A 14,497-nucleotide genomic window follows, 5' to 3' on the forward strand; every position below is an offset into this window, starting at 1 on the left:
GACTTCATCTTAGCAGTTATAAATAACATTGTTAAAAGACAATAAATCAACAGAATAATAACATAGAGATTGGGTTTGAAAGAGTTATTTAAAGAGACTTTTTTATAGTAGTTTTATCTATTTAATGTTAGTAAGTAATTTTGATCAGCATTATTATTCTTCTTCTTGAACTGGCTCCCACTTATCCTCAAATGATTTAATTATTTTTAATAAGTCATTTTCTCCTTTAATTGTATAGTGATTATCATGTGTATCCATATCCAAAATCCCGTCATCATTTACTGTAATAGTATATGTTTGATTTTCATCACTTAATAGAAGTAGATAACCACTATGGGCATATTCGTCTGTCTGTTTCAACTTCATATTTTTTGATACTTGGAGTAGTTTATCAATATCTTGTTTATCAGATAAAACAATTTCTCGTGGTTTTCCAGAAGGTTTAATCTCATAAATCGTAATTTCCTTTATTTCTGTTGAATCATTCATTTCTTCTGGTAATACATGTGCAAACGTTACTTCAGGACTGTTCACTTTAGCAATTACAACCCCAATTGTTAACAACATAATAATACTAATCATCCATTTTTTCATGTGCTTCTCTCCTCATGATGCAATTCATGTCGTTCTTTAAATTTTTCATAACTACTCACTAGTGGACTATGATATCAAATACCCTATACTTTTTTCTATATTAAACTTCTTTACTAATTCAACTCCATCACTAGCTTATCCAAAAGTTTCGCTTCTGCTTTAACTTTTATGTCATATACAACTCCCATTCTAATTGTTAAACGAAATTTCTAAATGGCAAAAAACTTCTTTTCAATTCATTTCCTAATTAAACAAATTCCATAGTAAAAGACAGTTTCTTTTTTAGAACTTAATAATGATATACCTATGTACAAAAAACTGCCTAATAGGCAGTTTTTTGTGAGTTACATTTAAAGTTTTCGGTTATTTGTTGCTTCTATATCTTGTTCGATTTCATGAATAATTCGTTTAATCGATTCACACTTATTTAACAATAATCGGTTGAATCCTTTCATCACATAAAGCTCTGTCTTGGTTGAAAATCTATTTTGGAATATGATTTTCATAAACTTCAACCTCTCCCAATTCTATTATACTTCATATAACTTCTTGTTATTAATAACAAATTTCTTCGTAGCAACATGATTAATAAATGTTTGATCATGCGAAACAAATACGATTGTCCCGGGGTATGAGTGGAAGAAATTCTCTAGAGCTTGGATGGTTGGTATATCTAAGAAATTCGTTGGTTCGTCTAATATTAGTACATGAAATTCTCCTAGGAACAAATAGCTTAATTGCAGTCGAATCGACTCTCCTCCACTTAATTGATTCAACTTTTTCCTTAAATCATTTCCCGAGAAATACATAGAATGAAGAATACTTCTTAAAAATCCTTCCTCATATTCTGTTCGCTTTTGCAAAAATTCAAGCACTGTCTCATTAATATTCCGCTGATAACTCAGTTGTTGAAAATAACCAAATGTTACTTTAGGTGAAATATCCAATGCGTCTCCACGTTGTACAATGTGTTGCAGTAATGAACTTTTTCCTGTTCCATTTTCTCCAGTAATTGCAATATTTTCGCCAAGCGGAAATTGAAATCTTGCTTTTTCTAATAAAACTTTATCCCCTACCTGCAAAGTTAATTGGTCACCTATAATAGGGAATTTATTGTGCAATTCAAGTGCTTTTGACTTATAGAAGTTAATTGGGCGACTTGATTCAGGGGCCGCAATTTCCTCTAATTGATCTATTCGTTTTTCAATAGCTTTTGCACTTTTTTGTATCGCTTTTTGCGTCGCATCTTTTGATTTTGTCGCGAACATCCGGTTAACTCCTTCTTTGGAGCGGGTATTTGCTTTTTCACCTTTCATCATTTTATTAGCCTTTGAACGCTTTTGATCTGCAGCTTTTTCTAGACGGGATTTTTCCTTCACAAATTGATGATGAGCTTCCTGTTTTTGCTCTAACTCAAGCTGCTTCTGTTTTTCATATTCATTATAATTGCCTGCGTAAACAAAAACACAGCCATCGCGAATTTCCCAAATCGTAGATACTAATTTATTTAATAAGGCACGATCATGGCTTACTAATACTAAAGCTCCATAATAAAATTCTAGTTCAGATTGAATAAATGCAACTCCGTCTTGATCTAAATGTGTTGTTGGCTCATCAATAAATAAAGCTTCTCGATACTCTGAGAAAAGTTGCGTTAATTTCAACCGAGTTTGTTCTCCTCCACTTATTGAATCCAATTGAGATGGAACATGTAGTTTTCCTAACAAAGCAGGATCTTCATTTCCTGTTAAAGTTTTATCTGGGGCTTCCATTTGCTCGAAATAGGCATAACTTGCGTGTTGGTGAACGATGCCTTTATTTGGATCTATTTTTCCTGCAAGTAACTTCAATAAGCTACTCTTTCCCGATCCATTTTTTCCAACAATACCAATACGATCAAATTGATGAATGGCTAGTCGGTTAATTTTTAAAATTTCTTTATCTAAATAGGTCAATTCAATATTTTCTAATTCAAAACAAATTCTTTCCATTGATAGCTACCTCCGAATAATATTACTTCGTATCGATAGCTAGCTATATCGATACGAGCTTGATTAAATGATTAATAATGACAAGCTCGTATGAATTAAAAGAACAATAGCATATACATATTTATCCTCCTATACAAAAAAACACAGGTACTCTACCTGTGTTTTCGTAAATGAGAAAAACTATAGATAAGGGGGCGTGGACATAAGTAATTACGCAAAAGATAAATAATCCCGTTTCAGAAATATACCAGCTTATCCAGCTACAGCTGGTGAGCATCCGAATGCTCCGCATTACGGGGTGGGTTTCCAACTATGATACGCCCTCTGGAGACTTCGTATATTTCTGACGCTTATTCTAGCTATCATCCGTCTTTTGACCAAACCCTTTTGTAATGTACCATCCCCTCAATCATTGAGAAACTAATTTAAGACGATTTATTCGTATAAGACAGATTACTCCCATTTACTCTCCTAAAAAACAGGTAGAGCTTGAACATATTCAGTTATTTGTTCAAAATCTTTGGGGAACGTAATCTAATTGAATTCATCTTTATTAATTCTCCTTCCGTACATCGTGATATTAAGTTAATTATAGCGATACAATTTATTATCGTCAATATCACGAATCATAAAAAACACCCATAATGAGTACATTCTATATCATTCGAAAATATTGAATTTTTTACTTCTTGATTAATAAGTGTTTCTAGTTCCTGTACCCGAAGTTGTTGATAACTAGATTGGTCCATTAGCCAATTGTCTAGAAAACCTGGATGGCACATCAATTCGGTTACTTCATCTTCTTTTATATTATTTAAAAGATTTATTAACGATGTTGCACTGACTTCTCCTTCACCGTAAAATCCTCCAATAAATTTACTTGGTGTTAAAATATCGCCAATTGTAAATCCATCTAACGTTCTTATCGGTAACCGATATTCTTTAGCTACTTCTTCTATAGCTTCTGCAACAGTGGAAATATGTGTATGAACATGATGATGACTATCTAAATGTGTGACCTTTGGATACCATGAAAGTAATCGCTCTAACTGACAAATAATCTCTTCTTTTACATCTTTCTTTTCAGCACTCTCTAACAACTCTTCCCCTTTTAAAAAGTTTCCCTTCCTATCAATTAAACTTGGTACAGTTAAAGAAATTGGCTTACCTCTATCTAACACTACATGTAAGCCAACACCTAAATCTGGAAAATTTCTAGCAAGTTGAATGCTATCTTTTGCAAACACGGTATTCACCATTGTTGTAGTACTTGATACAATCCCAAACTGATGTGCATACAAAATTCCCATCGTAACTCCTGGTGACAATCCAAAATCATCTGCATTCACAATTAACTTCTTTCTACTCATTCACTTTTTCCTTCTTCCTTTATATTATCTGTAGCATCTGCAGTTTCTTCTTTTAATAACTGTCGATCATACATCTTAAAGAAAGGATAATAAATTACCATCGCAACAATAATATTAATAATCATTAAAACAAGCCCACTGAATTCCCCTGTCGTAAGAAGCCCAGAAAACGGTGCTGGAGTTGTCCATGGTACAATTACATACGGTTTTCCAACAAGACCAATCGCCATCGAAACGTAAGTAATAATTCCAACAGTCAATGGAGCAAGTATAAAAGGAACCATTAATATCGGATTCATTACCACAGGCGCTCCAAATATTGTCGGTTCACTAATATTAAAAATGCTGGCACCAATTGATCCTCTTCCAACATTTTTTAAATGTCTTGATTTAGAGAATAACAAAAATAATAATGTAAGTGCTAAAACCATCCCCGACCCACCGACTGCCCACCAGATAGCCATAAATGGTTGGCCAATAATATGCGGCAATTCTTCACCTGCTTGATGAGCAGCTACATTTTGTTCGGTAAGACTATACCAAATTGGAGCCATCACACTTGCGACAACCGATATACCATGAATTCCAAATGCCCATAATAAATGAATTAATATTATTGCTACCATCGCGCCCCAAAAACTAGCACCAAGCATTTCTAATGGTTGTCTTAATACTGTCGCAACTATATCATGTAAAGATAAATCCCACCAATGTGTAAGTAACACATCTACTCCAAATACAATAGTAATAATAACTGCACCGGGAATTAATGCTGTAAACGCTCTCCATACAGATGGGGGAACGGTGTCAGGCATTCTTATTACTAACTTCCTTCGATTAAAAAAACGAAACACCTCTACCGTAAAAATAGCTAAAACAATCGCAATAAACAGCCCTTCACTTCCCATTAAATTCAATGGTATATTCCCATCCTCAGTTAATGGCGTAGCTACAAAAAATGCTGATAATGCAAGTACACCGGCAGATAATCCATCTATCTCATAACTCTTAGCCAAGCTATAAGCGATGGAAAATACTGCGACTAATCCTAACAAACCAAATGTTGCATTAACCGGAATACTTAATGTTGGAGCATATTGCGACATAAATTCAGCCCACGATTTAATTGGTGGAGAAGAAATAATTAAAAAAATACTTCCGATAATCAATAATGGCATAACTGCTATAATACCATCACGGATTGCCTTAAGATGCCGCTGCTCCGCAAGTTTTCCCGCCACTGGCATGAAATACTTTTCCATAAATGTTTGAAACTTGGTCACCAAAAAACCCCCTTTTTTGAAAAAGATTATCCAGTGTTTGATGGTTCTCAAAAGCTTGTATACTCTAAGCATATGAAATCACAGCTACAAGAATTCTTAAATTTCTGTTCTTATAAAAACAGTATTCTTTACAAATAGTTAGAACAACAATAAATTTTTACATTAAAAATAAATGTATATTTCTCTACTAATTACCTTTAAAACTAATATAAATCTCTTAAGAACAGTTGATCTATCTTTTAAAATTCATGATAGAAAAACATACAAAAACACCATTTAAGCGTATTCTGTAATAAATAATTTAAGTATATAAGGAAGAAGGTATTCAAAATGTATTTCTAATTTAAAGTTAGTGGATGACAATGAAATGAATGAAGGTGAAAAGATATTAAACTAGTTATTGTTACGGTTAATATACTTCTCTATGAAATATAAATTCTGAGTAAGGCAGAGCTATTTAATCCCAGAATAAATAAAATTAATTGGCATCGGGGTAGCTTTGTTTGAAATATTACTAAGGGACAATTTGACTAAACTAAAAGCTTTCTCTGCTTAATTGTAGAGAAAGCTTTAATTACAATTCTATTAGAGGATCCTTCTTCTTTTCTTTTTTGAGGGATGGGTGACTTACTTTGCCTTCTGAATAAGGATGTGTAGTAAATGGAACCCCAGCTGCTTCAGCAGTATTTTTCTCATAAGATACCAGATCTTCCTTAGTAACATCTGATAATTTTTTCTTCCCCATAGCACGAATAGCGACTTCTAATTCTTCGATAGTTGACTTAAGATAATTGGTAGCATTTTTTGCTCCTTCTTCTCGCACAAATTTATCTTTATACTTTCCATCACTCCACACCACTTGAGTAGGCGGTTCAAATGGTACTGCATCTAGAACTTGTTTATGAGCAACTGTAAATAATAATACAGAACCTAGATAAACTGCATCCGCACCCAATGCTATTGCCTTCAAGTACTCTCCAGGTGTAAACATTCCTCCAGAAATGATAAGACTGATTTCACTTTTTTTATTTAATTTTTCTAAATGGTTAACTGCTCTTATTAAAGCATGCAAAGTGGGAATACCGAAATCATCTGTTAAAATTGGAGCAGCCCCATACGTAGCTGCTTGACCACCATCTATTGCTATAAAATCAACATCGAGTTCTAATAGAGTGTCAATATCATCTTCTATCTTACCTCCTGCTCCAACTTTAGCTCCAATAGGTACCCCTCCACTAATTCGTCGAAGCTCTTGTACTAAATCTTTTAGGTCTTTCATCGTCTGATTTTCAAAGAAATTGTTATGAATCACCGCGTCTTCATCGTCTTCTAACCCCATAACTTTCCTTGCATGTCCTTGTAAATCCCTTGGAATGATTACATCTCCCATTCCAAGTAATGCTCCTTGTCCGAATTTTATTTCTATCATATCTGCCTTTTTAAGCAATTTTTCATCTTTTGACCATCTTGCCTTTCCAAACTGCAATATGTATTTATCTGCACTGTCTATCTCTTCGTCTAAAATTCCACCTTCTCCAGAATTTATTGCAATTCCTACGTTATTCGCAGCGTCCATTAAAGCAAGACGTACATTCTTAGCTAACGCAATTCCATATGCCATTCCACTAATCATAAAGGGAGCATTAATTTCAAGTGGTTTTTTTGCTTTTGGTCCAATTGTTACTGAAATATCTACCGCTACATCGTGATCCGTTGGGAATTTCGCCGCTTGAGCTGGTATAAACGTAATGCTTTCAAAGTGCGGCCATTGTCTTGTAGATCCCAATGGACGATGCAAAATCTTTCCAAACTCTGACCTCAGATTATTCTCAAATGTAGTTTGAATTCCCATATGTTTAAAACCAGCCAACATTTCAATCAGATTTTCTTGATATTTATCAGACATAATAATGGAACCATATTTTTTTGTCATTTTTTTAATTATTTTACGCCAATTCAAAAGCGTGAATAGAAACCCTAAAATTACGATACATAGCAATATTAAAATGATTATGTCTATCATTGTTCTATTCATTTCCTTTCTTTATTCAGCTAATAAAGACATATTACTGTTGGTTTGATTTTGATTGCTCATCCTCTTCTTTTTTCCATTTCGGGTCGGTTAATTGATGGTACTTGAAATTAATATAATTTATAGTTATTGGAACTGCTATAGATAGTAAGAAGCATATCAACGCAATATTATTTAACCTGTCTGTGATAAAATCCATCAAACCAATCCCTCCTAATCCGTATCCACTGAATTTCCCGGTTCTTTAATATCAATATTTACTGATAACGTAATTTCCACATCCTTGAAATAATTTTCTCCATAGTCCCAATCATCTTTAACTTGTTTCCAAATCTTCGGCTCCTTGGTTATCAGATGTTCAGCAAGACCTAAAATATCAGTTTCATACTCATCCCTAACCTTCTCTATTGTTCCTGTAATTAAACTCTTCACTCTTGTTTCTAAAGAACTTTCCAATTTTTTCATGTTTTTATGTGCAAAAAAATCTTCCGAATAAAAAGTTTCCACTAACTCAGCATCTAGAAAAGTTTCAAATTCAAAGTGAAGATTTTCAGGGTCTTTATTTTTTAATTTTATCTTTGTTTTTCCATCTGGAATATGAAAAGTTGCATAGGTATTATCTAATTTTGTTGTTACTGAACCATTATACATAGGTTGTATAATCATATAACCTTCTAGATTGTCATCTTTTAAAGCTCCGATCATTTTAGAATTATCCCCACTAAAAACAGCTAGACCCGTCAAATCAATACCGGTTGAAGACCCTTCCGTAGTTAACAAGGGCAACGTAAAACTACGATTATTAATAAAGTATTGTTGCATATTTCCAAATCGTTGTGGATCTCCTCCAACTGATCGGTAATTTCCTATAATGAGTTGTGTTAAATATTGAGAAGGCAATTTTACATCTTGTGGTTCAATGTACAATAATTCCCCAGCAGATCCTTCCGCAATAGAAAGTATCACTTCTCTATTCATTCGTTTTTCACGCATAAATACATCTACAACATCTGCTAATTGATATTCTTCTTTCACAACTTCATCAGAAATAACTACAATCTCTATATGGCTACCATCTAATTTTCTATCCTCTTGTTTTTCTATTGCATCTCCTACTTCATAAATTGTTCTTCCTTCCTCCACAATATTTCGAAAACCTTTTCCAGTACCACTAGATGCTGGTAAGGTAATCAGCCCATTTGGAACTACAATTTGTTCGGTCACATTTAAAGTTTGGTTTGTATTGTCATGAGGAAGATCAATCGCAATTCCAGATAAAAACGCTCGCTCTTCTAATTCCAAACTATCCCAACAACCTGTTAAAAAAAGAAAAGAAGTAATTATAATGCTGACTAATAACTTTTTCATGGTTTTATCTCCTGTTTTTTCTTGCGTTTAAAAATATACATAATATATAAGAACAATATAGTTAAAATTGTCACGATAACGGATGAATAACTTATAATTGTTGCATATAACCCGAGTTGATAATAATTAGCCGGTAGTATGGATAACAAAAATGCAATAGGGGATACTCCAAACGCCACATATTTTTTATTAGCCTTAGGGAATAAATCTGTAATTATCATGACACTAACATCATATGCAAGGATACAAGTGAGAAATATGGTAGTGTTCCATATAATAAAATATAAAGATTCAATACGGTCCAGAAGGCCTGCTGAATGAATTGTGTTGGCAAGCTCCACTAATGGATAGATTGTATTGGCTGTCGTAACATTTCCTAACACAGCTATACAACTTAGATATATTGCAACATATAGTATTATTACAACTAACATTCCCACAGAGGCACTTTTAGGACCATTTTTTGGATCTCTATTTAATTTCATATAGAATAATAAAATAAAAGCTCCCGTATATGATAAAATGCCGTTTGGAAGTTCTTTTATATACGTCTTCCAATCCGTAGTAAAAATCGGTAATAGATGAATAAAATCACCAAAGGGCAATGCCATAATTACTAACACAACAGTTGCAATGACCGAAAAGGATATAAATCCAAAACACATACGAAACACTGCATTTCTTTCACCAGAAACTGCATACACAATAACTAATAAGAATGCTAATATAACAAATTCTGATGGAGTTCTATCAAAAAGATAATGTTGTGATATATCCGCAATAAACGCTAATTCATACCCTACAATAAACCAACAAATGATGATATATAAAAGCGAAAAAACAACTGCAACAGGCCGGCTTAACAAAAAAGATGCATAATCTAAAAATGACTGATTAGGAAATTTGGATGCTATATTCGCAATCAACCAAGTAATTATAATTGAGATCAATCCAGCAATAATTAATGTTACCCATCCATCCGCTGCCTCTGTCTTACTTGCTAATAAACGTGGGTAAGTTAGGATCCCTACAGCCACAATCATACTTGGAATCGAAAAACCAATTGCTCTATTTGAAATTCTCCCATCCGTATAGTTCACTGTTTTCATTAACTTTTCCGACCTTTTTTAGATTGATGTAAATTATTCTGCAAAAAATTCTCTCGCTTCGATAAAACAGTAATTGGTGCACGGATAATAGTATCTGATAAATCTCTTTTCACCATTGGCATAAGAGGAATACTGTATGGCACTCCAAAACTTTTTAGGTTAGTAATATGAATCACCATTACAATTAACGATAATATCAGCCCATACAATCCAAGTAATGCTGAGGCTAACATAACTCCAAAGCGAATTGCGCGAAAACTAATTGCTACACTATAATAGGGAACACAAAAGCTTGCAATAGCTGTTAACGCTGTCACAATAACGATTATCGGACTAGCAATTCCAGCATTTACAGCTGATTCCCCAATTACTAAACCTCCTACAATACTGATGGTTTGACCAATTACCCTTGGAAGTCGTATAGCAGCTTCTTGAAGCATCTCAAATACCATTGCCATTAACAACACTTCAACAGCTGCATTAAAGGGCATTCCCTCTCTACTAGCTGCTATAGAAAAAACTAAAGATGTAGGCAGCATCCCGGGATGAAAAGATACCAACGCGATGTAGATCGCTGGTAAAAATAACGCAATTATACATGCGATAAATCGCAAACTACGTATCAAAGAAGCAGTTATCCAACGTTGATTATAGTCTTCCATTGATTTCACAATATCATTTAAAACAATAGGTCCAATAATAGAAAAAGGAGTGCCATCCACCAAAATTACAAATTTTCCATGCAACATTTCAAATGACGCTTTGTCTGGTCGTTCTGAACTTATCATTTGAGGAAAAGGAGATAGTGAACTATCCTCAATCCATTGTTCAATTTGTGCAGAATCCGTTACGTATTCGGTATCTATAGATTGAAGTCTTCGTGTAACTTCTTCTAGAATATTAGGATTAATTATATCCTCTATATAGCAAAGCATTACCTTTTGTTTTGACCTAGATCCAATTTCAAAACTTTTAAAACGTAATTTCGGATCTCTTATATCTTTTCGAATTAAAGACAAATTCACCTCTAAATTTTCTATAAAACCATCTCTTGGTCCATGTATTAATGTTTCAGATTGAGGCTGCTCCACAGAGCGTTCTTTACCACCGGTAGAACCGATGATTAAAGCCTTCTTTTCACCATCAATAAAAAATACAGTCTGTCCATCTAAAATATAATCAATAATCTTATCCATATTCTCAGATTCTTCAATAGAAGTTATTGATATTACCTCTAACTTAATATTCTCTATTAGATCGACGTCAATATCTTTTAAATTTTGCTGAAGGTTTTTAATAATATTATTATTAATACGAATTTCATCGGTTATTCCTGAAATATAGGCAATCCCACAGTTCGTATTCATCTTACCGATTTTAATATTACGTAAATTTAAATCTTCTGGATTACCTATCGTATCCTTTATATTTTGAAGGTTAGTAATTACCTTACTTGATACCGATAATTTCGTGTTTGCAGATACCTGTATAGAAGTAGCACGTTTGTTATCTGATTGAATATTTTTTAATTTAGATAATATTGACCTTCTCAACATGATACCTCCAAACATACAGTTTTTTTTACCATTCCACATAACCAGTTAATTATTCTCTAGTTTGTATAAAATATACAAAAGTAAAAAAGAAAAAGTGAAGCTTCATTTAGTGGACTTTTCGCTCTTGACCACTTAGATGTTAGTCCCACAATGGTATGACCTAAAAACCTTTGAATAGAATCGGACATTTACGCAGTAATTCCCCACTTATCTTTTTTAGTTGCCCCCATCCTTTTTGAATTGTGGCAATTGTTTTTCGTAACATGTATCGGATCCTTCATTAATAAATGCCATTATTAAATTCCTTCTTTAGAATCATATTCATATCGCTAACTAATAATTTTGTTCTATATTGCCTACCTTTTATTGAATTTATTAATCAATACGATATAATCGTGAGATATATTTACAATATTTTCTGATTTTTGTTTTTTACATTTATAGGGTAATTAGCCACAAGGAGGTTGAATATGGAGGACAAGCAAGATATTTCCCGACAAAAAAGAAAGTCAAGATGGGTGATGCCCGATACATATGTCATTCTATTTTTAGTGTTATTAGTAGCTTATATAGCAACATATATTGTTCCCTCAGGTAGCTTTGAGAGAGAAAACGTTGATGGTGTTGAAAAAGTTATACCAGATACTTATCAATCAACGGATGGAAATTCATTAGGATTTTTAGATTTTTTTAATGCTATTCAAACGGGTATGGTTGAGTCTGCGGATATTATATTTTTGATCTTATTTACTGGGGGAATGTTTGAAATTATTGAACGTTCCGGTGCTTTAAAGGGTGTAATTAACCAAGCTGTACGACTCACTCGGGGAAATGAATTTTGGCTTATTGCATCAGTATCTACAATCTTTGCACTCATTGGAGCAGTTGGTGCGGTAGCAAATGCTGTTATTGCTTTTGTAATGGTCGGAGTAATAATTGCGAGAGCATTAAAGCTTGATCCAATTGTTGCAGCAGCTATTACATTTGGATCTAATTTTGTTGGATTTAGTGTAGGATTTTTAAATCCTTACACTGTGGGTATAGCACAAGATATTGCCGGTCTTCCGATATTTTCTGGGTTATTATTTAGAATAATTATTTTCATTTTGATGCTTTCTTTAACGATTGCTTACATTTGGCGATATGCAAAGAAAATCATAGAAAACCCAGAGTTAAGTATAGTAGGAACTTATGAAGCAACGAATGAGACGGATAGTTTAAATCCTTCTTTCACGAAGAGGCATCAATTAATATTAATTTTTGTGGCTCTTTGTCTAAGCTTTTTCGTTTATGGGTCTATTCAACTCGAGTGGACGATAAATCATATGTCTGCCTTCTTTATATTTATTGCACTTGGTTCTGGAATTATTGCAGGAATGCATTATAATACTCTAGCTGAAACATTTTTACATGGGGCTAAAAACCTTATTTACGGAGCCTTAGTGGTAGGGTTAGCAAGGTCAGTTATTGTTATATTAGAAGAAGCAATGATTATTGATACAATTGTATATGCATTATCAGTACCTCTTGAAAATTTAATACCAGTATTTTCAGCAATTGGTATGTTTATTTCAAATTCATTGCTTAACTTTTTAGTAAATTCAGGTAGTGGACAAGCAATGATAGCAATGCCGCTTCTAACTCCATTAGCTGATATGATTGGAGTCACTAGACAAGTTGCAGTTCAATCGTATCAATTTGGGGATGGGCTGACTAATTTAATCTTTCCTACGTCAGGAATTCTAATGGCTAGTCTTGCTGTAGCTAAAGTACCTTATACAAAATGGTTAAAATGGGTTTTCCCTCTATTTCTTGTCTGGCTAGTAATTGCAATAATAGCTTTGATAATAGGAGTTCTCATTCAATGGGGTCCTATGTAAGGAATTCATTATAATATATTCATCCCCAAATAAATAATTAGGCGTAAATACCTAATTATTTATTCAATTTAGTTGATATCCTTAAATAATTACCGATATAAGATTAGATATACAACTTAATTAGCGAGGAATGATGAGGAATGTCATTTAAGATTCCTCCCTACACTTCAAAGTACAAATTAATTGCTACTTACCGAAGTAACGGGGATATCTGGCTTGCCATGCTTATTGATGAAGAGCCTTTTAATTTCAAATGGAGTGAACTGGGCAGTATCCAGGATTTAGAATTAAAAAATTATCTATCTTCATTGCAATCCGATATAGAGGCAGGAAGATATGAAATAGAAAATCATTAAAAAATAACAAAACAACGAAAAACACCTCAAGTTTTGAGCTTAGAACAGAACGAAAGGAATGTTGAAGATATACGTAATCTCTACGGGAGGAAAAACAAAGAAACGAGTAAGCTGACAACCGCCCGTAGAAAGTCACGTATGGATTTTTCGATTTTTTCAGTTCACTACATTAATTATTACACCGTATATCTTTTTTCTTGTATACTCTTTTCTTCTCCACGTTCAAGTTGAAGGATTTCCAAAATTTCTGCCTTTAAAGTTGCCATCTCTTGACTGCCTCTTAATCTAGGTTTTGATTGTTCCAATACAATTTCTGCAGACACCGTTCCAGGCTGTCCACGTAAAATTAGTATTCTATCACATAAAAACAGAGCTTCATCAATATCGTGAGTCACCAGTACCATTGTTGTTTGATACTTACTCCATATAGACAATAATAAATCTTGTAATTGCATTTTCGTAAATGCGTCTAATGCACTAAAAGGTTCATCTAGTAATAGAATCTCTGGAGAAGTGACTAGAGCTCGAGCTATTGCTACACGTTGAGCCATACCACCTGAAAGTTGCTTTGGATAAAGTTTCTCCTTTTGAGAGAGTCCAACACTTTTCAAATAATCTAAACCTCGTTGCTTTTTATTTATTTTTTTACCTGTTAATCCAAATGTTACATTTTCCATAACATTTAACCATGGTAATAACCTCGGCTCTTGAAATATATAACCTATCGATGCTTGTATTCCCTTTGTTCGTTTTTGGTTAATGGTAATTTCTCCATAGTACCTGGTATCCAACCCAGCAATTGAACGTAAAATGGTACTTTTTCCACAGCCACTTGTTCCGAGTAGTCCTACAATTTCTCCGGATTTTGTTCGAAACGATATATTATTTATTGCAGGGGTACCATTAAAAGTTCGACTTACTTCTTTTAGTTCCAAACTCACGACCCATCCTCCTTTAT

Annotated in this window: 13 protein-coding genes; 2 read left to right on the forward strand and 11 right to left on the reverse strand. The window is 33.5% G+C overall.

The features are described from left to right. Positions 1 to 153 precede the first annotated feature (153 nt). From AQ616_RS17265 to AQ616_RS17300, 10 genes are all read right to left on the reverse strand, one after another. On the reverse strand, positions 154 to 594 hold the full coding sequence (locus tag AQ616_RS17265; protein WP_069686400.1) for a hypothetical protein: 441 nt from the start codon (positions 592 to 594) through the stop codon (positions 154 to 156). A 350-nt stretch (positions 595 to 944) separates the two neighbouring features. Continuing rightward, positions 945 to 1,100: a hypothetical protein gene (locus AQ616_RS19695; protein ID WP_168156659.1), complete on the reverse strand. Its 156-nt coding sequence runs from the start codon at positions 1,098 to 1,100 to the stop codon at positions 945 to 947. 24 nt (positions 1,101 to 1,124) lie between these two features. Then, entirely contained in the window at positions 1,125 to 2,585 is a 1,461-nt protein-coding gene (locus tag AQ616_RS17270; protein ID WP_069686401.1) for an Msr family ABC-F type ribosomal protection protein, read from the reverse strand. Positions 2,586 to 3,211: 626 nt separating this feature from the next. Then, positions 3,212 to 3,955 carry a carbohydrate deacetylase gene (locus AQ616_RS17275; protein ID WP_017795820.1) on the reverse strand — a complete coding sequence of 248 codons (744 nt, stop codon included), beginning with the start codon at positions 3,953 to 3,955 and terminating at the stop codon, positions 3,212 to 3,214. After that, entirely contained in the window at positions 3,952 to 5,238 is a 1,287-nt protein-coding gene (gene celB, locus AQ616_RS17280) for a PTS cellobiose transporter subunit IIC (protein ID WP_017795819.1), read from the reverse strand. The genes AQ616_RS17275 and celB overlap by 4 nt, the downstream gene beginning before the upstream one ends. Before the next feature lie 574 nt (positions 5,239 to 5,812). Next, a complete protein-coding gene (locus tag AQ616_RS17285) occupies positions 5,813 to 7,261 on the reverse strand; it encodes an FMN-binding glutamate synthase family protein (protein WP_069686402.1) in 1,449 nt (482 codons plus the stop codon). A gap of 43 nt (positions 7,262 to 7,304) precedes the next feature. Continuing rightward, positions 7,305 to 7,469, reverse strand: coding sequence for a hypothetical protein (locus AQ616_RS19700; RefSeq protein WP_168156660.1), 165 nt, complete (start codon positions 7,467 to 7,469; stop codon positions 7,305 to 7,307). Positions 7,470 to 7,483: 14 nt separating this feature from the next. Continuing rightward, positions 7,484 to 8,638: a Ger(x)C family spore germination protein gene (locus tag AQ616_RS17290; RefSeq protein ID WP_017795816.1), complete on the reverse strand. Its 1,155-nt coding sequence runs from the start codon at positions 8,636 to 8,638 to the stop codon at positions 7,484 to 7,486. Beyond that, positions 8,635 to 9,747 carry a GerAB/ArcD/ProY family transporter gene (locus AQ616_RS17295; RefSeq protein ID WP_069686403.1) on the reverse strand — a complete coding sequence of 371 codons (1,113 nt, stop codon included), beginning with the start codon at positions 9,745 to 9,747 and terminating at the stop codon, positions 8,635 to 8,637. The genes AQ616_RS17290 and AQ616_RS17295 overlap by 4 nt, the downstream gene beginning before the upstream one ends. Next, complete coding sequence (locus AQ616_RS17300; protein ID WP_017795814.1) at positions 9,747 to 11,300, reverse strand: spore germination protein; 1,554 nt, start codon at positions 11,298 to 11,300, stop codon at positions 9,747 to 9,749. The genes AQ616_RS17295 and AQ616_RS17300 overlap by 1 nt, the downstream gene beginning before the upstream one ends. Positions 11,301 to 11,773: 473 nt before the next feature. Between AQ616_RS17300 and AQ616_RS17305 the strand changes: the two genes are divergently transcribed. Together AQ616_RS17305 and AQ616_RS17310 are read left to right on the forward strand one after the other, a co-directional pair. Next, positions 11,774 to 13,183, forward strand: coding sequence for a YfcC family protein (locus AQ616_RS17305; protein WP_069686404.1), 1,410 nt, complete (start codon positions 11,774 to 11,776; stop codon positions 13,181 to 13,183). Positions 13,184 to 13,323: 140 nt separating this feature from the next. After that, positions 13,324 to 13,539 (forward strand): hypothetical protein, encoded by a 216-nt coding sequence (locus tag AQ616_RS17310; protein ID WP_017795812.1) that lies wholly within the window; start codon positions 13,324 to 13,326, stop codon positions 13,537 to 13,539. A 176-nt stretch (positions 13,540 to 13,715) separates the two neighbouring features. Here AQ616_RS17310 and AQ616_RS17315 read toward each other — a convergent pair whose 3' ends face one another. Beyond that, a complete protein-coding gene (locus AQ616_RS17315) occupies positions 13,716 to 14,480 on the reverse strand; it encodes an ABC transporter ATP-binding protein (RefSeq protein ID WP_069686405.1) in 765 nt (254 codons plus the stop codon). Positions 14,481 to 14,497: the final 17 nt, after the last annotated feature.

The sequence above is a fragment of the Oceanobacillus sp. E9 genome (assembly GCF_001741975.1).
Taxonomy (GTDB): domain Bacteria; phylum Bacillota; class Bacilli; order Bacillales; family Amphibacillaceae; genus Oceanobacillus; species Oceanobacillus kimchii.

Bases quoted from the DNA above. Each gene is read 5' to 3' on its own strand.
- AQ616_RS17270 (WP_069686401.1), bottom strand. From the start codon at position 2,585: ATGGAAAGAATTTGTTTTGAATTAGAAAATATTGAATTGACCTATTTA.
- AQ616_RS17265 (WP_069686400.1), bottom strand. From the start codon at position 594: ATGAAAAAATGGATGATTAGTATTATTATGTTGTTAACAATTGGGGTT.
- AQ616_RS17275 (WP_017795820.1), bottom strand. From the start codon at position 3,955: ATGAGTAGAAAGAAGTTAATTGTGAATGCAGATGATTTTGGATTGTCA.
- AQ616_RS19700 (WP_168156660.1), bottom strand. From the start codon at position 7,469: ATGGATTTTATCACAGACAGGTTAAATAATATTGCGTTGATATGCTTC.
- AQ616_RS17285 (WP_069686402.1), bottom strand. From the start codon at position 7,261: ATGATAGACATAATCATTTTAATATTGCTATGTATCGTAATTTTAGGG.
- AQ616_RS17310 (WP_017795812.1), top strand. From the start codon at position 13,324: ATGTCATTTAAGATTCCTCCCTACACTTCAAAGTACAAATTAATTGCT.
- AQ616_RS17305 (WP_069686404.1), top strand. From the start codon at position 11,774: ATGGAGGACAAGCAAGATATTTCCCGACAAAAAAGAAAGTCAAGATGG.
- AQ616_RS19695 (WP_168156659.1), bottom strand. From the start codon at position 1,100: ATGAAAATCATATTCCAAAATAGATTTTCAACCAAGACAGAGCTTTAT.
- AQ616_RS17295 (WP_069686403.1), bottom strand. From the start codon at position 9,747: ATGAAAACAGTGAACTATACGGATGGGAGAATTTCAAATAGAGCAATT.
- AQ616_RS17290 (WP_017795816.1), bottom strand. From the start codon at position 8,638: ATGAAAAAGTTATTAGTCAGCATTATAATTACTTCTTTTCTTTTTTTA.